This window comes from Paenibacillus sp. FW101-FHT12H11, from assembly GCF_058790355.1.
In genome coordinates, this window is record NZ_JBYTCO010000008.1 from 149,473 (window position 1) to 173,508 (window position 24,036).

At 49.5% G+C, this 24,036-nt stretch carries 24 protein-coding genes; 5 read left to right on the forward strand and 19 right to left on the reverse strand.

The window, feature by feature from the left end; translation table 11 throughout:
- The first annotated feature begins 117 nt into the window (after positions 1-117).
- The 4 genes from AC3WTJ_RS25095 (at position 118) to AC3WTJ_RS25110 (ending at position 2,541) form a co-directional block, all read left to right on the forward strand.
- Entirely contained in the window at positions 118-450 is a 333-nt protein-coding gene (locus AC3WTJ_RS25095; protein WP_326060891.1) for an S-Ena type endospore appendage, read from the forward strand.
- Between the two features lie 158 nt (positions 451-608).
- Positions 609-785 (forward strand): hypothetical protein, encoded by a 177-nt coding sequence (locus tag AC3WTJ_RS25100; RefSeq protein WP_164819425.1) that lies wholly within the window; start codon positions 609-611, stop codon positions 783-785.
- Between the two features lie 41 nt (positions 786-826).
- A complete protein-coding gene (locus tag AC3WTJ_RS25105) occupies positions 827-1,576 on the forward strand; it encodes a hypothetical protein (protein WP_492524141.1) in 750 nt (249 codons plus the stop codon).
- Positions 1,577-1,665: 89 nt separating this feature from the next.
- On the forward strand, positions 1,666-2,541 hold the full coding sequence (locus tag AC3WTJ_RS25110) for a helix-turn-helix transcriptional regulator (protein ID WP_492524142.1): 876 nt from the start codon (positions 1,666-1,668) through the stop codon (positions 2,539-2,541).
- A 21-nt stretch (positions 2,542-2,562) separates the two neighbouring features.
- On the opposite strand, the gene AC3WTJ_RS25115 is transcribed toward AC3WTJ_RS25110, so the two are convergent.
- The 16 genes from AC3WTJ_RS25115 to AC3WTJ_RS25190 all read right to left on the reverse strand — a co-directional run bounded on the left by AC3WTJ_RS25115 (position 2,563) and on the right by AC3WTJ_RS25190 (position 19,461).
- Positions 2,563-3,714, reverse strand: coding sequence for a Gfo/Idh/MocA family protein (locus tag AC3WTJ_RS25115; protein ID WP_492524143.1), 1,152 nt, complete (start codon positions 3,712-3,714; stop codon positions 2,563-2,565).
- Between the two features lie 186 nt (positions 3,715-3,900).
- On the reverse strand, positions 3,901-4,071 hold the full coding sequence (locus tag AC3WTJ_RS25120; protein ID WP_157322049.1) for a hypothetical protein: 171 nt from the start codon (positions 4,069-4,071) through the stop codon (positions 3,901-3,903).
- Positions 4,072-4,105: 34 nt separating this feature from the next.
- Complete coding sequence (locus tag AC3WTJ_RS25125) at positions 4,106-5,107, reverse strand: formylglycine-generating enzyme family protein (protein ID WP_492524144.1); 1,002 nt, start codon at positions 5,105-5,107, stop codon at positions 4,106-4,108.
- A gap of 116 nt (positions 5,108-5,223) precedes the next feature.
- Positions 5,224-6,234 (reverse strand): LacI family DNA-binding transcriptional regulator, encoded by a 1,011-nt coding sequence (locus AC3WTJ_RS25130; protein WP_492524145.1) that lies wholly within the window; start codon positions 6,232-6,234, stop codon positions 5,224-5,226.
- Between the two features lie 83 nt (positions 6,235-6,317).
- Positions 6,318-7,136 carry a 5-deoxy-glucuronate isomerase gene (gene iolB, locus AC3WTJ_RS25135; protein ID WP_492524146.1) on the reverse strand — a complete coding sequence of 273 codons (819 nt, stop codon included), beginning with the start codon at positions 7,134-7,136 and terminating at the stop codon, positions 6,318-6,320.
- A 23-nt stretch (positions 7,137-7,159) separates the two neighbouring features.
- Positions 7,160-8,203, reverse strand: a complete 1,044-nt coding sequence (iolG, locus tag AC3WTJ_RS25140) for an inositol 2-dehydrogenase (protein WP_492524147.1) — start codon at positions 8,201-8,203, stop codon at positions 7,160-7,162.
- Positions 8,200-9,078, reverse strand: a complete 879-nt coding sequence (gene fba, locus AC3WTJ_RS25145; RefSeq protein ID WP_157322061.1) for a class II fructose-1,6-bisphosphate aldolase — start codon at positions 9,076-9,078, stop codon at positions 8,200-8,202. The genes iolG and fba overlap by 4 nt, the downstream gene beginning before the upstream one ends.
- A 43-nt stretch (positions 9,079-9,121) precedes the next feature.
- Positions 9,122-10,567, reverse strand: coding sequence for a CoA-acylating methylmalonate-semialdehyde dehydrogenase (locus AC3WTJ_RS25150; protein WP_492524148.1), 1,446 nt, complete (start codon positions 10,565-10,567; stop codon positions 9,122-9,124).
- A 42-nt stretch (positions 10,568-10,609) separates the two neighbouring features.
- Positions 10,610-11,620: a 5-dehydro-2-deoxygluconokinase gene (iolC, locus tag AC3WTJ_RS25155; RefSeq protein WP_157322063.1), complete on the reverse strand. Its 1,011-nt coding sequence runs from the start codon at positions 11,618-11,620 to the stop codon at positions 10,610-10,612.
- A gap of 7 nt (positions 11,621-11,627) precedes the next feature.
- On the reverse strand, positions 11,628-12,536 hold the full coding sequence (gene iolE / locus AC3WTJ_RS25160; protein ID WP_492524149.1) for a myo-inosose-2 dehydratase: 909 nt from the start codon (positions 12,534-12,536) through the stop codon (positions 11,628-11,630).
- 18 nt (positions 12,537-12,554) lie between these two features.
- Positions 12,555-14,420, reverse strand: a complete 1,866-nt coding sequence (gene iolD / locus AC3WTJ_RS25165; RefSeq protein ID WP_492524150.1) for a 3D-(3,5/4)-trihydroxycyclohexane-1,2-dione acylhydrolase (decyclizing) — start codon at positions 14,418-14,420, stop codon at positions 12,555-12,557.
- Positions 14,421-14,548: 128 nt separating this feature from the next.
- Positions 14,549-15,448 (reverse strand): TolB family protein, encoded by a 900-nt coding sequence (locus AC3WTJ_RS25170; RefSeq protein WP_492524151.1) that lies wholly within the window; start codon positions 15,446-15,448, stop codon positions 14,549-14,551.
- 138 nt (positions 15,449-15,586) lie between these two features.
- Positions 15,587-16,801 carry a formaldehyde dehydrogenase, glutathione-independent gene (gene fdhA, locus AC3WTJ_RS25175; protein WP_492524152.1) on the reverse strand — a complete coding sequence of 405 codons (1,215 nt, stop codon included), beginning with the start codon at positions 16,799-16,801 and terminating at the stop codon, positions 15,587-15,589.
- Between the two features lie 226 nt (positions 16,802-17,027).
- Positions 17,028-17,975: an aldose epimerase family protein gene (locus tag AC3WTJ_RS25180; RefSeq protein ID WP_492524153.1), complete on the reverse strand. Its 948-nt coding sequence runs from the start codon at positions 17,973-17,975 to the stop codon at positions 17,028-17,030.
- 39 nt (positions 17,976-18,014) lie between these two features.
- Positions 18,015-18,332 (reverse strand): MocE family 2Fe-2S type ferredoxin, encoded by a 318-nt coding sequence (locus tag AC3WTJ_RS25185; protein WP_492524154.1) that lies wholly within the window; start codon positions 18,330-18,332, stop codon positions 18,015-18,017.
- Positions 18,322-19,461, reverse strand: coding sequence for a fatty acid desaturase family protein (locus tag AC3WTJ_RS25190; RefSeq protein WP_492524155.1), 1,140 nt, complete (start codon positions 19,459-19,461; stop codon positions 18,322-18,324). Before AC3WTJ_RS25190 ends, AC3WTJ_RS25185 begins: the two co-directional genes overlap by 11 nt.
- A gap of 167 nt (positions 19,462-19,628) precedes the next feature.
- On the opposite strand from AC3WTJ_RS25190, the gene AC3WTJ_RS25195 reads away from it, so the two are divergent.
- The gene (locus tag AC3WTJ_RS25195; RefSeq protein ID WP_492524156.1) at positions 19,629-20,513 is read left to right on the forward strand and encodes a helix-turn-helix domain-containing protein; all 885 of its coding nucleotides are present in this window, start codon (positions 19,629-19,631) and stop codon (positions 20,511-20,513) included.
- A 179-nt stretch (positions 20,514-20,692) separates the two neighbouring features.
- Here AC3WTJ_RS25195 and AC3WTJ_RS25200 read toward each other — a convergent pair whose 3' ends face one another.
- From AC3WTJ_RS25200 to AC3WTJ_RS25210, 3 genes are all read right to left on the reverse strand, one after another.
- Positions 20,693-21,694 carry an aldo/keto reductase gene (locus AC3WTJ_RS25200; protein WP_492524157.1) on the reverse strand — a complete coding sequence of 334 codons (1,002 nt, stop codon included), beginning with the start codon at positions 21,692-21,694 and terminating at the stop codon, positions 20,693-20,695.
- A gap of 163 nt (positions 21,695-21,857) precedes the next feature.
- Positions 21,858-22,004, reverse strand: coding sequence for an aspartyl-phosphate phosphatase Spo0E family protein (locus tag AC3WTJ_RS25205; RefSeq protein ID WP_145657396.1), 147 nt, complete (start codon positions 22,002-22,004; stop codon positions 21,858-21,860).
- A 149-nt stretch (positions 22,005-22,153) separates the two neighbouring features.
- Positions 22,154-23,995 carry a PAS domain S-box protein gene (locus AC3WTJ_RS25210; RefSeq protein ID WP_492524158.1) on the reverse strand — a complete coding sequence of 614 codons (1,842 nt, stop codon included), beginning with the start codon at positions 23,993-23,995 and terminating at the stop codon, positions 22,154-22,156.
- Between the last annotated feature and the right edge of the window lie 41 nt (positions 23,996-24,036).

Sequence of the window (24,036 nt, forward strand, 5' to 3'; positions counted from 1 at the left end):
AAACATATTTATAAATATAGACGAGCTGCTATGTTAGTATCTATACCAACTATAATCAGGACGCATTAATAGTAAGGTAATGATATTTTAAAACTCAGATCCGTAGGAGATGATTGTATGCCTTGTCTATGCAACAACAGAAATCCTTATAATGACGATATTTGCGGTACGTTTATGATAACTGCCGGCATGTCATTAACGGTGTACGCCATTGATACTTCAGCTCCAGCCATCCCGCCATTGCCAATTAGCGGTTCTGTTAGTGTAAAAGCATCCGGTGGAGGAAACGTAGATGTGACGATTCGCAACTCAATCGGAGCTTCTATCGATACTTTTACAGTGCCTGTAGGCAGTACATTTACAAGAACTTACGGCGATATTGGGTTTGTAGCGCTACTTAACAATTCTTCTTCAGCATCAGGGGAATATGGTCTGTCCCTCCACTACTAACATTGCTAGACTCAACTTCTCAGTGTATAAAATGCGACCAAAAAACAAGTTGCCTGGAGGCAGCTTGTTTTTTATGTCAACCTAAAAACCACCTCATGCGAACTTTTGAACGATTGTGTTATAATAAGCCATATCAACTTATTTGGAGGCATTTTGACATGAAAATTTACGTCATCCTCTCTTTCGACGGCGAAGAAATGGAAAATGTTTATGTAGGCACAGACGAGGAGAAAGCGCTGTCGTTCACGCCCGCTGATTTCGATAATAGCGAAGCCCTGTTTGTGGAAATTTGGGAAGACGGCGAGAAAACGGATGACTTCCGATTAGAACAATAAAAGAACCTTCTACCATAAATACATAGAAAGGCGGCACGAACATGGTACATGCATTCACCATTCAGCCCGAAACCTACACAACCTTCGAGGATGAAAGCGAACAATTGGAGCAGTGTAAAGAATGGGGCTTGCTTTCTGAGAAAGCGGCCAAAACGAAAACCTTTTACTACAAAAACAACGGCATGAACTTGTCTTGCGACATCGTCGGCTTGGTAGATAAAATGACCGCTGTCATTGCATTCGACAATAAGCAGCTGCACTGCATTCACCCCTCCTATCTGAAGGAGATGCAGGCGGCCAATTACAGCCAAAGACTGACGACTGCTGCAGACGAGACGACTGGAACTGACGCGGCAGAGTCTGAAGCCCAAGCTCCCGCTGCTGTAGAAGACAACGCCGCTTCTGTCGAGCAGGAAGCTGAACAAGCGAAAGCTCCGAAAACCAAACAGCCGAAAGAAAAAGCAGCAAAAAAAGAGAAAGCCCCGAAGCTGGAGCTGCCGGAAGATAAAGTTAAAATGATAGCTACGGTGCAGGAATTTACGACCGTCCCTAACAACTTCTCCGATAATGATGATGAAGTGATTATTTATGAGGCTGTTTCCATCACGGATCCCGCCATGGAGATCGGCACAGCTTGGTCCAGTCACAGCAACACGCTCAAAAAGCTGGAGCTCGAAGTCGGAGATACCGTCACCTTCGAATGCAAAATCGTAGCCAAGAAGCTTAGCAAGCATCCTGTGCCTTACAAAATCAACAACCCTGCCAAAATGCAAAAAGTGGCGGCGGAATAAGATGACCAAAAAAGCTTAATCCATCAGCTTCTCCAAGCTGGGATTAAGCTCTTTTAACGCTGCCGCGGCAGCAGAGGGACGTGCTTCAGATGACGTATATTCAGAATCTTAGCTTCAGCGATAGTCCGCTTTATTTTGCGTACCGCCGTCAAACGATCGGCAACGAACAGTTTCATGGCACTTTTCATGCTCATCAAGGCGTAGAGATTTTGTTTGTACACGAAGGGCAAGGCACGCTGATTGTGGATCAACAAAGCTATGAGGTTACCGCCGGCATGCTCTGCGTTTTCCAACCCTATCAGCTGCACCATATCCAAGTGAGTCCCGACACGCCTTTCATCCGCTCGATTGTGCACTTCGAGCCCTATCTCTATGAATCTTATTTTGAGAGATGGCCGAAACTGCTGACATTTTTCAAACAAATGCACACTAGCAAGCTGCCTGCGCCATGCATTTACCATATCGGCGAGCCGGAGCCGCTGCTGTCCCTTTTTCCAAGTCTGGAAGAGAAAATACCGACGTTAGCGAAAAAAGATGAGCTGGAGGAATTCTCGTTATTCCTCGTTGCTTTTTTCCGAGCTTTGCGTCAAATATGGGAACGAAGCGATGTGCAGTTCGACTCCGGCCACACGCGCCATAAGCATCAGGCTGAGCGCATTCTCGGCTGGCTCGAAGGGCATTACACGGAACCGCTTCGACTTGAGCACATGGCCAGCGAGCTCCACCTGTCCCCTTACCATCTCTCTCATCTATTCAAGGAATGTACAGGCAGCAGCATTTCCGATTATGTGACCGCGCGTAGAATGCAGCAAGCTGTTATGCTGTTAACTTCAACCGAGCAATCGATCGCACAAATCGCCGAAAATATCGGGATTACGAACAGTTCCTACTTCTGTAAAATGTTTAAAAGCCGTATGGGCAGCACGCCCCATCAATTTCGTCTGCAATGGCAGAAGCAGCGCTGACAGCCATGGCAAGCAGCATTCTTACTTGTAGCTGCTTCCTGTCGAGATGGCGGTCGTTGCAAAATTCTCGATCGACTTATTTTTTTCATAGAAATGGGTGGCATTCGCCTGAACACCTTCACGGGTATAGAAAGCATCCTCAGGGCCGATCGGGAATTTTACCAATTGTCCAGTGCTCGCCGATTTATAAATAGCTGTAATTAATTCAAGTGTTTGTCTGCCGCTGCTCCCATCAATTAAGAGAGGAGCTCCTGTCTCAATGGCGGTAAGCACATTATCGATTTGGCCCGCATGGCCTTCGTGCACAACGTCCGGCAGGGCATCATAGAAAGCCTGCAGCTGTGACTCCAATGCTGGGTTCGGCTCAGGGAAACCGTTCGTTTTTGAGTTGGATGCTTTCACCTTCCAAGGTGTGGAGACGCGTGCTTTAGCGCCTTGGAAAATCAACTGCTGCTCCTCCCCGTGATGAACAACAGAGGAGGTCAATTGACCGAGCGATCCATTTGCGTAGCGCAGCATACCGATCGAAAGATCCTCCACTTCGGCGTTATCATGTGCAACATTGCTCATGAATGCCTGCACTTCACTCGGGCTGCCCATCATCCACAGCAGCGCATCAATATGATGCACGGCATGGTTCAGTGTCGGGCCGCCGCCTTCTTTTTCCCATGTGCCACGCCACCAGAGATCATAATACGAATGGCCGCGCCACCAGAACGAATCAACCTGCACGTGCAAAATATTCCCCATAAGTCCGCTTTCCAGGACAGACTTCATTTTCATCATCGGCGTTTTGAAACGATTTTGAGCCACAACGGACAACAGCTTGCCTGTGCGCTGCGACACTTCATTCATCGTATCGCACTCTTCAAGCGAAGACGCCATCGGCTTTTCCACCATGACATGTGTGTTAGCCTCCATAAATTCGACAGCCAATGAAGCATGGGTATACGGTGGTGTACAAATGGAAACGAGGTCAATTTCCCCCGTGAGCAATTCTTTATAATCCTTGACAGCCTTGGCATTCAGCCCATGTTGGTCAATACGTTCCTGCGCCTTGTCCACATAGATATCACTAATCGCCACAATTTGGCAGCGCTCCGGAAATTTCAAATAGGCTTCGATATGTGCGTTCGATATAGCTCCTGCACCAATAATAGCTACTTTGAGCATGCTTATTTCCTCCTTCAGCTTATTGGTTCAAGCTTACCAATATTCTCCTGCAAAATGTGCACACATCTTGTGCAAAAATACGACTATTTTGCGGTTGGATAGCGGTCACTTCCAACGTGATGATCGACTAAGCCAAAAAGGCCGCCCTGTAGGCGACCTTTCATGTGGCTATTTCCTTTAAACGCTTCAATGCTTCAGCTTTCTTCTCGCTTCCAATTCCTTTTTCAGTGCATGTTCAACCGATTCAGCCATGAGATCGAATTTCTCGGCAACGGAGTAACCGAGCACCACTCCGCAATGCGTACATTTCTGCAATTGAAGATCTGTCATTTTGAAACAATGTCTACACTTGATCACAGTAAGCCGAACCTCCTATCGTGAAGCATCGTCTCTATTCAGCATCCGAAGCGCAGCGGAATCCAATATTTCCTGTCGAGCTGTCCGGTGTGTTCTTGCTTCGCGCAGCTACGCGGTACCGGTTGCAATACGATTTGTGGCACAAATAGGAGCCTCCACGCATCACGCGGGCTTGACCGGACGGAGGTCCTGCCGGGTTCTCTCGTTTGGCTTTCACATGATAATCCGGGCTGAACCAGTCCGAGCACCATTCCCAAACGTTGCCCGAAACATTATACAATCCGTAGCCATTAGGCTCGAATGCTCGAACCGGCGCGGTGCCTGCATAACCGTCGCTTGCGTTATTCTTAATTGGGAATTTCCCCTGCCAAATGTTGCATCTATGCTGTCCGCCCGGCTTCAGTTCATCGCCCCAGGGATAGCGTTTTTGCACCAAACCGCCTCGAGCGGCATACTCCCATTCGGCCTCTGTAGGAAGGCGTTTGCCCGACCATTTGCAATAAGCCAGCGCATCTTGATAGGACACGTGGATGACTGGATGGTCCCATCTGTCTTCCACATTGGAGTCCGGCCCTTCCGGATGCTGCCAATCGGCTCCCTCGACAACCCACCACCATGGTGTTTGCTGCACAGCGGATTTCACCTTTTGAGCTGTGGCTTCGGAGACAAACAGATGAAAAACAAACGACCAACCAAACGATTCCGCTTCGGTGCGATACCCTGTTTGATCAACAAATTGCTTGAATTCCGCATTAGTAACCGTACATGGATCTATGTAAAAAGGCTTAATGGTCACCTCTCGTACCGGTCCTTCACCATCGGCTGGGAAACCCTCTTGGTCGTCCGTCCCCATCAGGAACGTTCCCCCCTCCAAATAGATCATGCCCGACTTGTCCGAAACTTGACGATCGTTAGGTTCAACCGCTTGAGCTTGAGCTTGAGCCTGATCCTGAGCCTGAACAGGTGTCGGAGCATCGGAGTGAGCTTGTGTAGCTGAATCTCGACTTGCTGAACAACAGGACTTATTAGCTTCCATAAAAATCTCCCCCCCATTTTATAATGAATGCCAAAACAACGTTATAAGACAAGAATATCACCTTCCAAGTAAACAAGAAAGGACCATTCGACAATCGTCGACTGGTCCCTGCCTGTTTACTTGCTTACCGCTCCGGTAGATTTGCGCACAACGAGCTCCGGTTTAAGCACTTGTTCCGGCTTGGCGTCCTCCTTGTTCGCGAGCTGCGCGATCACAAGATCAACCGCCAGCTTCCCCATCGCCTCGATCGGCTGGGCGATCGTGGTCAAAGGCGGGTCTGTGACCGAGGCTAGAATCGTATCGTCGAAGCCGACGATCGACACGTCCTCCGGCACGCGCAGACCCAAAGCTTTGGCCGCTTGCAGCGCGCCAATGGCGAGCAGATCGTTACAGCAGAAGAGCGCCGAAGGACGCCCCCCCTGCTGGAGCAGCTCCATCGTTTGGCGCTTGCCGTCGCGAAGCAGATCGTAGCCGCCGGATTTCACCGAGGCTTCCGGCAGTTCGAGCCCCGCGCCCGCCAGCGCTTCACGGAACCCGCGAATGCGCTCCCGGGAGGAACTGACCTTCAGATGCTCGGCCAATACAGCAATCCGGGTATGTCCGAGCTCGAGCAAATGCTGAGCAGCTAATTTGCCTCCTTCGAAGTCGCCTACATGCACGGTTTGTACATAGGGACTTGCCATCTCCCGGGCTATGGAAACAATGGGAATCGACTTATCGACCAAGGGCGATAAAAGTTCCAAATTGTCCATTCCGGTACCGATGATCATGCCGTCCACGCTTTTTTGCTGCAGCAGCGTTAAATACCGCTCAATTCGCTCGTCTTCGTTATGCGTTGAGCAAATGACAATGCTATAGCCAAGCTTATGGCCTTGATCTTCAACCGCATGCGCGATTTCAGCAAAAAAAGGATTTGAAATATCGGGGACCAGCAGCCCGAGAGTGTATGTCTTTTTGCCGGTCAAAGCTGCGGCAATAACGCTCGGTCGATAATTTAACCGCTCCATCACGAGAAAAATTTCGTTGCGGCGCTCCTCGCTGATTTTACCTTTTCCGTTGATTACCTGCGAAACGGCCGCTATCGATACACCGGCTTCACGGGCTACATCATATATGGTTGCCTTCATTTGCTTCTCCCATCGTTGTTTCTTCCACATTAGTCTCTATTATGCTCAGAAGGCATCCAAGTTGCAACCCGCTCGTACAGCCGCTATTCGCGAGGTTTGGTCATGAGCCAAGCATGATCGGGATCATTATGGAACTTCCACGTCCGCGTTGGCCCCGCCATGACGTTCAAGTAATACACTTCGTACCCAGGCGGCGCACACACGGGATGATACCCTTTCGGCACCAACACCGTTTGACCGTCACGGACAACAAGCGTCTCATCCAAGGAGCGGTCATCCGTATACACGCGTTGAATGGCGAAACCCTGCTCAGGCTGAACATGGAAGTAATAAGTCTCCTCCAGCAAGGACTCATCGGGCAGCGAATCCCGGTCATGTTTATGAGGCGGGTAGCTGGACCAATGTCCATCCGGGGTAAAAACCTCCACCACGAGTAAGCTGTCTGCCGACTCCTGTTCAGGGAGGATATTATGAATCCGACGCTCGATATTGCCATATCCGCGAGCCTCGATGCCAACCTGCGCCGGTTCAATCAATCGGGCCGGGTAGGTGCCAAAGCCGGGAGCGGCGCATACCGCCAACTCCACGTCCGTAAGGGCCTTAACTTCGTAAGAATCGTCATTCGGCACATACACCGAATAAGGGGCGATTTTCTCAAAAACGCTCATCCGCTCCCCGATTCCTTGCCACGATTGGAGCTTGGTAGAAACGTCCGCTTTCCCGCTTAAAAGGACCAGGCAGATTTCATTGCTGCCTGTTTCACGGCGCAGAACCTGGCCTTCCGCCAGCTTAACGACTTGAAACCCTACATACTCCCACCCTGCAGACTCGGGAGTGACCGTAAGGACGACCCCCTCTTTATCTGCCTCATGGGCTTTAACGATCAGATTGGAATCCGACATGTTATCCCTGCCTCCCTACTGCCTTATTGAGCTACTGACTGCTGTGACAACAGCTCGCTGATTTCGCTGATTTTTACCGGACGCTGCAGCTCTCGAGAGTACTTCGCAGCCAAGGCGATGCGTTCTGCTTGCAGCCCGTCAAAGCCTTCAACCGGGAGCGGATGACCGTTTACTAAACTATCAATGAACATTTGTGTCTCCAGGATATATGCTGCATTGTAGCGTTCCAAGAAGAAATGCAGCGGTTTATCCCGCATAATGCCTTCGGCTGTGGAAATTTCCGCCGTATTCGGATGATCATTGGTCACAGCGACGCTGCCTTTGGAGCCGAAAACTTCCACTCGCTGATCGTAACCGTAGACAGCCTGGCGGCTGTTATCGATGACGCCAAGAGCACCATTTGCAAAACGTAGCGTCACAATCGCCGTATCCACATCGCCATGCTCAGCGAAAACCGGATTGATCAGCACATTCCCCTGCGCATACACCTCTTCCACTTCGCTGCCGGTTACGAACCTGGCCATATCAAAGTCGTGGATCATCATATCCATGAAAATGCCGCCGGAAACTTTAATGTAATCCGGATGCGGAGGATTTGGATCGCGCGATGTAATTTTCACGATGTGAGGATCTCCGATGGTTCCACTCTGCACGTGCTCGCGCACACGTTTAAAGTTATGATCGAACCGACGGTTGAAGCCGATTTGCAGCTGAACGCCGGCTTGACGCACCACTTCCAGCGCTTCTTCCGTTTGCGTAATGTCCATGGAAACCGGCTTCTCGCAAAAAATGTGTTTGCCGGCTTTCGCCGCCTGCTTAATCAAAGGTACGTGCGTATCCGTCGACGAGCAAATAAACACAGCGTCAATGTCGGGATTGGCGATTAGCACCTGGCTGTCCTGTACGACTTGGTCGATGCCTCTTTCCGCTGCCCAAGCTGTAAGTTCCTCTCCGGCAAATAAATCACTCACCGCAATAACTTCTACTTGCGGCAATTTCAACAAATTATCGGTATGGATTTTTCCGATTCGTCCCGCTCCGATGATGCCAACTCTGATCTTCTTCATTGTGCATGTCCTCCCGCTTTTCCATCGCTGCCAAACAAACGAATTTTCGCCTTAACCGAAGCCTTGATCGCTTCCCGCGCCGGGATCAAATAATTACGCGGATCGTAAGCTTCCGGATGCTCTTGTAAATAGCTGCGAATCGCTGCTGTACAGGCCGATTGGTTATCTGTATTGACATTGATTTTAGAAGTCCCCAAAGCAATCGCTTGCCGAATTTCGCTCTCCGGCAGGCCGCTGCCGCCGTGCAGAACAAGCGGCAAGCCCGTAAGTCGCTGGATTTCGCCCATGCGGTCAAAGCCCAATTTAGGCTGCCCCCGGTAGGGGCCATGCACGGAACCTAGCGCAGGCGCCAAGCAGTCGATTCCGGTCTCGTACACCAGCTTGACGCAATCCTCCGGCACGGCATACATCCCCTCGGCTTCGTCCACCACCAAGTCGTCCTCGCGTCCCGTGATTCTTCCAAGCTCTGCTTCAACGGTTGCCCCAAGGACATGAGCCATCTGAGTGACCCGCTGTGTCACTTCAATGTTCGCCTCCAAGGTGTGGTGCGAGGCATCGATCATCACAGAGGTAAACCCGGCATGAATCGCCCGTACACACACCTCATACGTTGTGCCATGATCCAGGTGAAGGGCAACCGGCACCGTAATTCCGTAATGCTCGATGAGCGCATTGACCATTCCTACAATGCAGGGAAGCCCGCCCATGTAAGGAATATAAGGTTCGCTGACACCGAGAATGACGGGTGCCTTCTCTTCCTGGGCCGCTTGCAGAATTGCCTGAGTAAATTCCAGGTTGTTCAAATTAAACTGTCCAACGGCATACTGCTCTTCAAGCGCCTTTTGCAGCATGTCTTTCATCGAAACCAGCGCCATACCTTCCACTCCTTCTCTGTCTCCATCGCGTTTTCTTCCTACATTACCAGCGTGCGGTCACCATTTTCTTCCGTGTATAAAATTCAACGCCATCCGTGCCGTTCGCATGCAGATCCCCGTAGAAAGATTTCTTCCATCCCGAGAAAGGGAAGAACGCCATTGGCGCGGGTACGCCAAGGTTAACACCGAGCATGCCGGCATCAATCGTATCCCGGAATTGTCTTACAGCGCTTCCGCTATCCGTGAAGATACACGCGCCATTCGCAAAATCCGAACGATTAGCCAAATCGATCGCTTCTTCTAGGGAATCTACCCGCACAATAGAAAGCACAGGGGCAAAAATTTCGTCTTTCCAAATTTTCATATCACACTGCACATTGTCAAAAATCGTTGGCCCAACGAAATAGCCTTCACCACCCGCTGCCGCATCTTTACGTCCATCGCGCAGCAGTAAAGCTCCCTCTTGCTCTCCGGTCTGAATATATTGCAGCGTACGATCCTTATGTGGTCCGCGAATGACAGGACCAAGGAAGATGCCTTCTTCGTTGCCGTTTCCGATCGTAATTTTATCCGCAGCTTCCACAAGCTTCTCTACGAGCTTATCGCCTACATCTCCCACCGCTACGACAACTGAGCACGCCATGCAGCGCTCTCCCGCGGAACCGAAGGAAGCATTGATAATTTCTTTCACCGTCAGGTCCAGGTTCGCATCGGGCAGAACGATGGAATGGTTTTTGGCACCAGCCAACGCCTGTACCCGTTTTCCGTGTGCGGAAGCTGTTTTATACACATATTCCGCGACAGGCTGTGACCCTACGAATGAAACCGCCTTAATGTCCTTATGCTCCAAAATGCCGTTCACCACATCATGCGCGCCATGAACGATGTTCAGTACACCTTCCGGCAAGCCGGCTTCCATAAATAGCTCCGCCAAACGATTAGCCAGCAGCGGTGTCCGCTCGGACGGCTTCAAAACAAACGTATTGCCGCAAGCAATCGCCAGCGGGAACATCCAGCAAGGCACCATCATCGGGAAGTTGAAAGGCGTGATGCCGCCAACAACGCCAACCGGATAGCGATACATGCCGGACTCCAGACCCGTTGCGATATCCGGAAGCTGTTTGCCCATCATCAGATTCGGCGCACCCGCTGCGAATTCGACGCACTCGATTCCGCGCAGCACTTCACCGTAAGCTTCCGTGTAGCTTTTGCCGTTTTCTTTGGTTACGAGGCGCGCCAGTTCTTCCCAATGATCGACCAGAAGCTGCTGGTACTTGAAAAGCACGCGAGCTCTGCGCGGAACAGGTGTAGCGCTCCAAGTTTTAAAAGCAGCGTTAGCCGCTTGAACCGCTTGATTCACATCCTCTTTTGTTGAAAACGGCACATAAGCGATGATTTCTTCGGTTGCCGGATTCATCACGGCTTCGTTCTGCGTTGCAGTGGATTCTACCCATGCTCCGCCAATCAAGTTTTTCAATACTTGTGTCATCTTGTTTTCCCCTTTCAAAGTTGCCTGGTTTCTAAATATCGCCTATGAGGCAGTAATTTCATTGCGATTGCAGCGTTCGATATAATCTTCTACTTGATTAACGGTCGGCATGGCATCCGAGCAGCTATGGCTGGAAATAACGATACATGCGGCAGCGCTTCCGAATTCCATGCTCTTCTCAAGCGTCCAACCTTGCATTACGCCATACAGGAATCCTGCAGCATAGGAATCTCCCGCCCCGAAGGTTTTGACGACTTTGGCCGGGAAGCTTTTCGCTCGGTGCCCCTCATCATCCTGTGTATAAGCGATAGAGCCTTCTTTCCCATGCTTGATGATGACGATTTTCGCGGAATGATTAAACCACTTGGAAGCCGTAACTTTATCGTCGGAGGACTCGTTATTTTCGAAGCATTCCATCATATCGAACTCCTCACGCGTTCCGAGGATGATGTCGCATTTTTCAGCGGCAAGATTGTAATAAACCGCCGTTTCTTCCGGTGATGTCCATGTATAAGGGCGATAATCCAAATCGAAGACGATGACGGCGCCGTGCTTTTTGGCATAATTCAATGCTTGGAATACGGCTTCCCGCGATGGGCTTTTGGCAAGCGCCGTCCCGGAAATAAGCAGCACTTTAGCCTGGGCGATCAGCTCTTCTTGCACCTCGTTAGGCGTCAGCTTCAGGTCAGCTGCGTTGTCACGGTACATCAGAATGCTGCAATCGGTAGGACTTTTAATCTCCGTAAAAGCAAGCCCCGTCACCGCTCCGGTTGTATCCGTTACAACACCGGCGGTGTCAATTTTGTTGCGCTGCAGATAATCGGTAATAAAACGGCCCATTTGATCGTTAGCCACTTTCCCGATGAAAGCCGTATTCAGACCTAAACGCGACATTCCAATCGTGATATTCGCAGGCGATCCGCCGACATATTTCGTAAACGTCATCGTTTCTTCCATGGGGCGATGAATTTCATTCGCATTCAAATCGATGCACAAGCGTCCAATAGCTACAAAATCAAGCGGCTTATTCGTTGGAAAAGATACATAAGTCATGGCTTCTCTACCTGCTTTCTTGGGATATGAGCGTTTGGATAAAATCAAGTGATTTCTTCGCGTATTCGTATGCTGGATGTTCAGCGGGATCTTGTTCGCCTTCGAGCATCGCCCAACCGCTGTAGTTGCGATCCAACAGCTCCCGGAAAATCGGAGCAAAATTCAGGCATCCGTCACCCGGTACCGTGAACACGCCTTGCCGAATGCAACTCACGAAGTCGGCGTTCGATGCGCGTGCTTGGTCGAGTATTTCTTGCCGAATGTCCTTTAAATGAATATATGCGATACGATCGTAATGCTTACGCAAAACCGCAAGCGGGTCTGCGCCGCCATAATAGGCGTGGCCTGTATCAAACAATAGGTACACAAGATTAGGATCGGTTAATTCCATTAGGCGATCGATTTCTTCCGGCTGTTCGACAGCCGTTCCGCCGTGATGATGATACGTCAATTTGAGGCCGTACTCCTGAGCGATGGCTCCGGCTGCATTCAAACCTTCTGCCAACGAACGCCAGGCTGCTTCATCGAAACGCAGCACTTCCTTCTCGTTAGGCGTACGCCGCGGATCAAAGTGCAGGGAACCTCCCACTTCGCACGTGGAGATGACGGTGCTTCCCATCTCATGAAGAAACTCCACATGTTTGCGGTACGCTTCAAGTTCCGCCTCGCGGTAAGCCGGGTCGGAAAAAAGCACCGATTTCCACTGCGATGTTAGCTGAATGCCGCGTTTCGCAAGCTCAGCCTTTAGAACGGTCGGATCTGTCGGATATTTCCGTCCCATCTCCGTTCCCGTCAACCCCAAAGCCTGAATGTCGTCAACAATTTGCTCAAATGTGGTGTCAGCGCCGTGCTCTCTCACATCTTCGCCAACCCAGTTAATTGGATGTATGCCAAGTTTAAAAGGTAGTTTTTCCATGCAGCGTATCCCCTCTCGCTAAATAATCGTGACCGCCTGAATGCGGGCCTTCATGTTTTCGTGCGCTTGAACCACCTTGCTTGAGACGGAAACCTCTGGTACGCCCACATTCCACCAGGATTCATACCCATCGGTATTCGTGCCTGGAACAACAGAAATTTCAATGAGTGTAGTTACACTCTCCTGTTTGGCCTGCTGCAGCGCTGTCTGAAGCTCCTCAGCCGTATTTGCCTTATAAGCTTTAGCCCCCAAACTGCGAGCATGCGCAGCAAAATCAATAGGCATGTAGGCACCTGTCAAACCGCCAGTTGCTTCGGTGCGGTAGCGGAATTCGTTACCGAAACCATCACTGCCTTGGCTTCTCTGGAGATTATGAATGCATTGAAAGCCGTGGTTATCAAAAAGCAAAACCGTAATTTTGCGCCCTTCTTGCAGGCTGGTGACCATCTCGGAATGCATCATCAGGTAACTGCCGTCGCCTACCATGGCGTATACGTCACGTTCAGGTTCTGCCAGGGCAGCCCCGAAGGCTCCGGCAATTTCGTACCCCATACAGGAGAAGCCATACTCCATGTGATAGGTTTTGGGCTCGACCGGCCGCCATAATCGATGCAAATCACCCGGCAGGCTGCCTGCCGCACAAACGATCACCGAGGATGGGGCAATCGCCGCGTTAATGACACCCAATGCACGCGTTTGTGCCAGTCCAGCCTCATGCTCAGCTGCGTACAAGCGGTCTACTTCAGCGGTCCATTGCTGTCTGAGCCCTTCAATTTCTCCACTCTCGTAAGCGGCTCCATATTCCACCTGTGTAAGCGCTTCCCGTAAGGCGATAAGACCTTCTCTCGCATCTGCGGTAATTCCCACGCCGTTTAACTTCGCCGCATCAAATCCGCTGACATTAATGTTGACGAACTGCACGTCAGGATGGGTAAAAGCCGACTTCGACGATGTTGTAAAATCGGAATATCGCGTTCCGACGCCGATAATGACGTCCGCCTCTTGCGCGAGCCGATTGGCTGCCAGCGATCCTGTGACGCCGATTGCACCGACCTGCAGCGGATGATTCCAAGGCAGCGCGCTTTTGCCGGCTTGCGTTTCGGCTACGGGAATGCCGAAAGCTTCGGCGAACGCAGCAAGTTCCTGCGAAGCGGAAGCGTACAGCACGCCGCCCCCGGCGATAATGAGCGGCTTACGCTTGCCTTTGAGCAGCTCCGCTGCGCGTTTGATCGCGCCCTCTGCGGCTGGCCGACGATCGATATAATGAACTTTCTTATCAAAGAAAGCTAAAGGATAATCATACGCCTCCGCCTGTACATCCTGCGGCAGAGCCAAAGTTACTGCTCCGGTCTCAGCCGGATCCGTTAAAACACGGATAGCCTGAACGGCAGCTGTCATCAATTGTTCCGGCCTGACGATCCGGTCCCAATATTTGCTTACCGTTTTGAAAGCATCCGTAGCTGATATCGTGTAATCCTGAATAGATTCCAATTGCTGCAGCACGGGGTCCGGCTGTCTGGAGGCAAAATTGTCTCCCGGCAGCAGCAGCACTGGAATGCGGTTAACCGTCGCTGTTGCTGCAGCTGTGACCATATTTAATGCACCCGGGCCGATTGAGCTGGTGCAAGCATAGATTTGCTGCCGATTCCGCTGTTTGGCGAAAGCGATTGCAGAATGTACCATGCCTTGCTCATTTTTACCTTGCCGATAAGTAAGGCTGCCCGCGCTTCGTTCCAACGCTTCACCGATGCCCGTCACATTGCCATGTCCAAATATACCGAAAACACCTTCAACAAACTTCTGTTCTCTACCATCAACCGATATGTACTGACTGTCCAAGAATCGAAGCAAAGCCTGTGCCATCGTTAAACGGATTGTGCTCATGGGTATCTCGATCTCCTTTGCTATCCCGAGGGATTAAGCGCTTAATCTCTCCTGTTTTAAGCACTTAATCCTCATCGAGGTTAAGCGCTTAATTTGATATTACTACAGGATTTCAAATGCTTCAACATTTATTTTCCAGCGTCGTCGGGTGAAATCAATGAATAGCTGACAAACGCCAGCTTGCTGCTATCTGGTGACCATGAGTTGACATTAATCGTGCCTTGTCCTCCAAACAGTTGCACCAGTGTTCTGGCTTCCCCGCCACCGCTTGGCATCAAGCGTATGTCCACCTGCTTGTTCGGGGGATGGTCGCCGGGTTCAACATCGCCTTTTTTGTAAGCGATATACGCAACAAGTTCGCCGTCGGGGGACACATGCGGAAACCAGTTGTTACTTTCATCAAACGTCATCTGCGTCTGCTCGCTGCCATCTACATTCATGCGCCATACTTGCATCAGACCCGATCGCACGGAATTAAACCAGATATGCTTGCCATCCGGCGAATATTCAGGACCGTCATTCAGACCCGGACTATCCGTTAACTGTTTCTCCACACCACCGGCAGCAGGGATTGTATAAATATCATATTGTCCGTTCCGTTCTGCACAGTAGGCTAGCTCACTTCCGTCCGGTGACCACCCGTGCAAATAACTCGGCGCCATAGGGGTAACGAGAACCGGATATCCTTCCTCCAGCGGTACGATGTAAATGCGAGACTGGCCGTCTTCCTGCGTATGATGGCTTACGGCAATTTGCGTTTGATCGGGCGATAGCACGTGATCGTTATTACAATGATCAATGTATCCCGAATCGATTAACGTGCTTTCACTTTCCAAAATATTAAAAGAATAGAGGCGGCCCAAACTATTATAAATAAGTCGGTTACCGTCACTCGTCCAATTCGGAGCCTCAATCAAGTAATCGTAATAAGCCAGCTGCGTGCGCTCACCCGTATAGATATCGACGACTTCGAGGATGCTCCTCACGTTGCGGCCTTTATTCGTCAGCGGTTCTTTTAATGTATTCATTTGCTTTCCTCCGTAGTCTATAGGATGCAATTTCATCACTTAAATACTTCGATGTTGTCATGTTTAAACCTGCCTGCTTTTCGCAGCCCAAAAAGACATCCCCAGTCCACCGACTGAGGATGTCTTAACCAAAACCATCTATCTCACAAGCCCATGCGGATCAATCACGAATTTTCGCGAAACACCGCGATCGAATTCCTGGTACGCGCTAGGCGCTTCCTCTAAAGAGATTTTCGTCGCGTTCACCGCTTTTGCAATTTGCGCTCTGCCGCTGAGGATCGCCATCATCAAGTCACGATGATATTTCATGACCGGCGTTTGGCCCGTGACAAATGTATGGGATTTGGCCCAGCCGAGCCCGAACCGGATCTTTAGCGTGCCGATCTTGGAGTCCTCATCCACAGCGCCAGGATCGCCTGTCACATACAACCCAGGAATACCCAGACTGCCGCCCGCACGCGTAACCTCCATGATGGAGTTAAGCACAGTCGCCGGCGCCTCGCCGTGCGCCTTGCCATGTCCATGAGCCTCGAAGCCGACACAGTCAATCGCGCAATCCACTTCCGGCGTGCCCAAGATTTGCTCGATCTGCTCGGCCAAATTGGCATGCTCACGCAAATTGACGGTCTCGCAGCCGAAGCTTTTCGCTTGAGCTAACCGCTCGGCGTTCAAATCGCCGACAATAACGACCGCTGCGCCCAGCAGTTGTGCGGAATGCGCTGCCGCCAAACCGACAGGACCCGCACCGGCAACGTATACGGTCGAGCCAGGACGGACACCGGCGCTAACTGCACCATGGTAGCCCGTTGGGAAAATATCGGATAACATCGTTAGATCCAGAATTTTTTCCATCGCTTGCGCTTTATCAGGAAATTTCAGCAGTTGAAAATCTGCGTAGGGCACCATGACGTATTCGGACTGACCGCCTACCCAACCGCCCATATCCACATAGCCATAAGCAGAACCTGGACGATCCGGATTCACATTCAGACACACATTCGTATGGCGCTCTTTGCAATTGCGGCAGCGTCCACAGGCAATATTGAACGGAACGGAGACCAGGTCCCCTTTTTGGATAAATTCCACATCGCGACCAACCTCAATGACTTCACCCGTGATTTCATGTCCCAAAATAAGCCCCGATGGCGCCGTCGTTCGGCCCCTGACCATGTGCTGGTCGCTGCCGCAAATGTTCGTCGTGACAACTTTAAGAATGACGCCATGCTCACATTTACGTCCCACGTTTAACGGATTCACGCCTGGTCCATCGCGTAAAATAAGATCCGGATAAGCCGTATCCCGGATTTCTACACTGCCTGGTTTGTTGTAAACGACTGCTCTGTTACCTGTCATCTTCGTATTCCTCCCAAAATTGAAATGTCACTTTCGACGTTCGAACATCCGTGGAACATTCATCATTTTTCGCAAGGGGAAACGCTTTCACAACTTTATGTACACCAAACAATCATTCCATCAATTTCCATTATATGAGACAAGCCCAGTGAAGTATACAGCTTCGCGCAACAAAGTTGTATCCACACTCACAACAACATCTTTCATAGGCATTTTGTCCATAAATCTACGGTTGAACGGCCTTTAACCACTCACCGACACCGAAAGAAAGCTCCATTTCCCATTCGAAACAACCTTTTGCCGGAATGGCCTGCGCCGTTCCATTACTTATCGCTTTCTCCAGTGAATCATAATAGCCGATGCTTGGCTCCAAGGCACACGTAACACGATCATTGATCATCCCTTCGTCGATCCAAATGCCGAGATAGGGAACTTGGTCAGCCGATACAGACATAATGAAATAATTACCGCTTACTTCCTCATATAAACCTGACCATCCAGCAGTTACTTTCCCTTCGTAATAAAACTTGCGCGCATCTCCAGTTGCTTCGGGTGTAAGCCGTGAGACTTCCTCCCAGAGATAGGAATTGCGGGCTGTAAGTTTTTCACCTCCAAAAACACACAGCATGCGCTCCATAGATGCAGGAAGAAGAAGGCGTGTCCTCTCGGTAATCGCAAACTGAGGATGCGGGACCCACAGGAAGGGGAGCGGTTTATTTCCCTCATTCACCACACGATACGCCAGCTTGACCTTGTCTTTGTCCGCCATTGATATTCGTCTTGAAAAACGGTAGGGCAACTGCGGACTCTCAATGATACAATTAACCGTCCCCTCTTCGATCTGACAGCTCCCTGGAAGCGACCAAAGCTCTCCATGATCCGGCAGGAGAATAGGTTCATCTACGCCCGCAGGACAAGCAATAATGGTTGGAAAACACTCGTCCCACCCGCTCATGTCCCAATCCGTAAAGGTTGAGCCAAACTCCGGCTGCTTGAGAGGACGCGTACCTGAATCAAGCAGCCACTCTTTTCCCGTTGGCTTATACATCATGGAGACCAGCTTCCCGCCGAGCTGCGGGATGAGTTCTACTTTGAGCTGCTCATTTTCTATGACCAAAGTGAGGTGCCCTTTATAAGTTCCTGTCTGAACCTTCGCTGCATTCCTGTCCTTCACACGCATTCTCCTCCCAAAACCCGATGCTCCCTTACTCTCTCAGAGCCTAATGAACACTTTCCCCGCTTCTACTTTCACGGGATATGTTTTCAAATCAATACATACCGGCGCCCTCTTCGCTTGCCCGGTAATTACGTCGAATCTCCCGTTATGCTTGGGACATTCGATGATGTTTCCCATGACAAGCCCCTCTGACAGGTGAAACTTCCCATGGGTACAAAATCCATCCGTCGCATAGTAGTCATTTCGATCCGTTCGGTATATCGCGAAGGAACGCTCGCTATAATCAAAGCGGATCACGTCTTCCTGTTCAATTTCGTCAGCACTGCATGCTTCAATCCACTCATCAGACGCCATGTGTCATTCCTCCGGTCATTGCAGGTTTCGTGTCCGTGCTTTTGGGTTCATTGGGGTCGGGCGTTTTCGCCGGTCCATAATAATAAGGACGTGCCGTGCTGGGCAGCGGCTTAACTATCGTATACGATGGATCTTTGCCCTGTTTGATGAGCGCGATCATGACTTCTTTGAGCGCAGCGCCCAAGCTGCTGCACGGCTTCGGACAGTCTGCCTGCATTTCTTTATGAAGCGCAGGAAGAGCATGATAAGGCACCATTGGAAACATATGATGCTCGACGTGATAATTCATATTCCAGTATAGAAATCTAAACACGGGATTCAGATAAACCGTGCGCGTATTCAAACGGTGATCCAAAACATCTTCATGCAGTCCCAAATGCTGCGATAATCCAAATAACAGCATCAAAAGTGTTCCGTAGAACGTCGGCAAACCGACAAACATTAGCGGAAGAAAACTCATTTGATAAATCGCAAGTCCGGTAACAGTGGCTAAAATCAGCAGGTATATGCGCGCTTCCAGGTATACTTTGGGGCGCTCAGACAGGGGGATGTACTCATTTTCCGTACGATCCACTTTCCCTGCACAATGCAGAAAAAACCGTTTTATTTCCTTCGGCCCGCCGTACAGATGGAAAATCTCCATAACAAGAATGCGCCAGATCGGTGGTCTTTCCATAAAAATCTCGGGATCACGCCCCACAATGTACGTATCGCTATGGTGACGCGTATGGCTCCAGCGCCAAGGTGTTGCAGACCGCAGGACCATGAAGGAAGCAATTTGGTAGACCACTTCATTCATCCAAGGTGTTTTAAAAGCCGTCCCATGCCCGCACTCATGCCAACGTGAATCTCCCGGGGCTGCATACAAGTTGCCATAGATAAAAAATGCCGGAACAGCCCACCAAGTGCCCCACGAATAATACGCAAGGATGCCAGTGCCTATGAGAAGCGCGAATAAAATAAGGGTATCCCGTATGGCCGGCCCGTCTTTCCGTTTCATCAACTCCTTCATCCTCTGACGAGGAATAGGAGACGTGTACCATTCGGTGGTCACGAGACCCCGCTCTTGTGCTCGCTGGTTCTCCTTGCCCGTAAGGCTGTAATCTCTTTTTCCATTGGGTGAAGACATCTGAGTACCTCCTTCTCGTTGATTATCATGCTTTCATTGTACAGACCCATCCTACGGAAGTATTTATCCCAAAGTAACAAAATAGTTACCAAAATCACACTATGGTAGATTCCCATAAATTTGTATAATGAAAATAGGCACTCGGACGGATCATGCGGAGGTAAACGATGACGACCAAGCTTTATTTTATGGAGCCAAGCGAAACGCTCGAACAGTTAAAGCAGTATTATTTTCCGCCGTATATTACGCTTGCCCATATGTTCCATGCCCCTAACAGTTGGAAATTGAAACCGCGCTCATTGAAGCAATATCAACTTCAGTATGTGGTTGAAGGAGTGGCTGACTATCATATTAGCGGGCATGATTACGTAACGGAGCGCGGAGATTTGATCTTTCACAGACCGAACGAGCCCCATTATGTCACCACCCGGCCGAACGAGCCTTATGTTTGCATCTCGCTTGTTTTCCATTTCGGCGAATCCGGTTTCCCCGTCCAACAAATCCTGGATAACTTCAATGAAACCGGCCCTCATTACATGGGGAATTACCAAAATCACATTATTGAACATAAGCTGACTGAACTTGTACATCATTACCGGATGCCGGAGGTAACGGATCACTTCCTCTGTCAAAGTCTGCTGACACAGATTTTGCTTCAGATATCCAGACAAAAAAAAGAGCTCGCTGTCAGCCCTTCGAAAAAAGAAGATGCTAACAAAGCGAAGCTCATTCTGATACGCAACTATATCTCCAACCACTTGCAGGCCGGATTTACGCATCAAGATCTGGAGAAGCTGACCGGCTGGAGCCGGAACTACATCATTACGCAATTTCGCACGGCATTCGGCATGTCACCCGTGCAATATTTGGTCTGGGTCCGATTGGAGAAGGCCAAGGAACTGGCGCTCCAATCCGGGTATTCATTTGGCGAAATCGCAAATAGGGTCGGCTACACGAATATCCATGCATTCGGGAAAATTTTCAAGCGAAAAACGGGCATGAGTCTTAGTCAATTTTGCGCTACCCTTTTCAAAGACACACCAGACCAGTAACAGCTTATTGATGTGTGACCGAATAGTCGTACACCCAGTTCTCTGCAGTTCATTATAGTTAAATTTTTCCTGCCTCAGTGGCGTTTTTTTTAGGTCCACTTGTGTTATTCCTAGAGTCAGCACAAAAAGGGCCGCCCCTCAGAAGATCATCTTCCTGGAGCAGCCCTCTATGCACTGTCTTAATTTCTAACTAGATTTGCTTGGGGGTTTCTCGTCACCGCATCGAGCTCTTTCAGTTCCTCCGAAGTCAACTTCTCAGCAACCGTTGCCAAAATATCCGTGATGTGATGCGGTTTGGACACACCCAGAATCGCCGATGTGACTCCCTGCGTACTCAGAACCCAGCTCAGCGCTAGCTGAGCAAGTGTCCAACCCTTACGCGCTGCGATTGGTTTCAACTGCTCCACAATGTGGAAATGCCGCTCTTGCTCCAGCAGCACTTGCAGCCGTTTCTCATTGGCAGCGCCACGAGTACCTGCTGGCGGTTGCTGGCCATAGGCGTATTTCCCCGTCAAAAGGCCGCGTCCCAGCGGGCTGTACACGATAACGCCTACGCCTTCCGAGATGGCGAACGGCAGCAGCTCCTGCTCGATTCCGCGTGCAATCAGGCTGTATTCCGGCTGAACGCTTTCGAAGCGTTCAAGCCGCTGCAGCGCAGAGATGCCATGCGCTTTGGCGATCTGCCACGCCGCATAGTTCGAGGCGCCGATGTAGCGAACTTTTCCTTGGCGAACAAGGTCGTCCAAGGCGCGCAGCGTTTCTTCCAGCGGTGTTTGCTCGTCGAATCTATGTACTTGGTACAAGTCGATATAATCGGTTTTCAATCGTTTAAGACTATTCTCAACAGCACGGTAAATATGGTATCGGCTTTGACCGGCATCATTCGGACCCAGTCCGACACGTCCGTGAACCTTGGTCGCAAGCACGATTTCATGGCGGCGAGCGCCAAGCAAGTTGCCGAGAATCGTTTCGGACTCGCCGGTTTCAAGCGGGTTATCCTTGTCCATCCCGGAGCCATACACATCGGCTGTATCAATCAGGGTTATTCCCGCTTCAAGCGCCGTATCCAGCACTTCGGCAGACTCCTTCTCCCCGATCCATCTGCCGAAAGCCATCGTGCCCAGGCTTACCTCTGAAACGCGCAAGCCTGTTCGGCCAAGACGTCTTTGTCCAATACTCATATTCACATCTCCCTGTCTGTTGGTATTAAAAAAAAAGGGCAATCCATCAAAGGATCGCCTCCGTTTTCTACGGTCGGTCAAACTGCTTCACTTAAACCAAGTTAATCACTTGGATTAATTCCATATTATCACCACGATGTCTAATCGTCAACCTGCCGATTGGTTATTTCAGCACGTAATATCGGATAATATATTCATCCAATTGTTGGCTAATCGCAACGACCTTTTCATGGGTAAAACAGCCGTGACGCTCGGCTTCCTCTATCATCTTCATGCGTAATGCTTCAATTTTCTGCAACAATAGTTCCATCTCAACAGTTCACACCAATTCTGTTCAGTATCGTTAGTGTCTTTATTATAAATCATGATTCCGCAGAAGTTTGTAAAACTTTGTCGACATGCTTTGAAGAATTTGTGAAATTTTATTTCAGAATGAAAAAGACGTTGAAAGCCCGCTTTTTATAGCACAAAAGGGAGTTCAATATCGATGACTGTCCCTACTCCCAGTTTGCTTTGAATCCGCATGCTCCCATGGTGCGCTTCAATAATCCGATAACAAACCATGAGTCCAAGCCCAGTTCCTTCTTCTTTTGTCGTAAAGAAGGGGTCGCCCAGTCTAGGTATGAGCTCCTCAGCGATCCCAATCCCATTGTCTTTGAGCTTGATCAACATCTTCTTATTTCCTAAACGTTGAATAGCGATATGTATCATTCCGCCGCCTGGCATGGCTTCCACGGAATTTTTCAACAGATTGATAAAGACCTGTTTCAACTGGCCTTCATCGCTTTTAACCATATGTTCGCCACCGTTCATCCTATTAAAATCAATCTCAACATTATGCAGGAGCGCCTGGGGCTGGAGCAGAGAGACCACGTTTTCAATAATCTCGCAAATGTTTTTATCTTCAAATCTGCTTCTTTGCGGCTTCGAAATGAGCATGAATTCATTTACAATGCTGTTGATTCGATTTAATTCTACCAACATGATGTCTGTATACTCGACGATTTTTTGGGCAGGGGCACACTTGATAAGCTTTAAGAACCCTACAAGCGAGGTTAAGGGATTTCGAATCTCATGCGCGATTCCTGCCGCTAATTGTCCGACTACGGAAAGTTTTTCCGATTGGAGCAGCATCTCCTCAGCTGTCTTGCGTTCGGTGATATCTCTAAGCACTGTCTGGATGACAGGACGTTCCAAATAGTTATGAAGTACGACAGATGATGCCTCAATGGCGATGTGCTCTCCGTGCAAACCTAACAGATTCAGTTCGATAAACGGTATATATTGATCGACGAATTCAACGGACTTGACTCTCTCTTTAAAAATCTCATGAAAATCAGGGTGGATGAACTCAATTACGCTTTTACCTATAACCTCATTTTGCGTTACAGCCCCTAACAGTTTCAAACCGATATCATTAATATAACAAATGATTCCTTCTTGATGCACAACGATCGGCTCCGGGAGCAATTTAATCATGCGCCTGTACTCTTCATCCCGTTCGCGAACGATACTTTCCATCACTTTTTTATGTGTGATATCCCTGCACAACAATTGAACCGATGGTTTGCCCAAATATTCAACCGGAACGGCTCTGATTTCGACATTGATCAGTTGATTGTCCAGCCTTACCAACTTCTTTTCAATGATATCCGTTGGCTTCTCAGCTTTCAGTAGATCCTCGACCTGCGCTTGGAGCTCGTCTCTTTCATCCGGATGAATAAATGCTATGGCTAACTTCCCTCGCAGTTGATTTTCTCTTTCAGCACCTACGAGCTTTAATGCGGCGGGGTTTGCATATACAATAACAGAATCGGTGTATACAATAATCGGCTCCGGTGAGTGTTCGACCAAATTGCGATAGCGTTCTTCGCTTTCTTTCAGCTTAACAGCTTCCATTTTACGACTGGAAATGTCTCTAGCTACTTCCACTAGTGCAAAAATGCGGCCTTCGCTATCCTTCAGCGGGGATATGGTCATGCTGGCAAAAAAAGACTCGCCATTTTTGCGAAGTTTATGCGTCTCATAACATTCAGCCTGGTCTTGATAAATCACGCGAGAATGGATATTTCTTACTCGGTCAACTTCGTATAAGGGAACCGTCTTTAAACACTTTTCAAAAACCTCAGCATTCGTCCACCCATACATGTCTTCATACGCTTTGTTTACCTGCACAATGTGATTTTGAAGATCAATGACCGCAATGCTGGCATTCGTATGGTGAAAGCAAAGGTCGAATAGTTGGTTAATTTGCTGCATCCAATTTGTCGGTATTGGTTTACTCTCTACCCTATTATCCATGTTGTTAGTCCTCATCCTATCGATAAACGCATGTGTTTTTA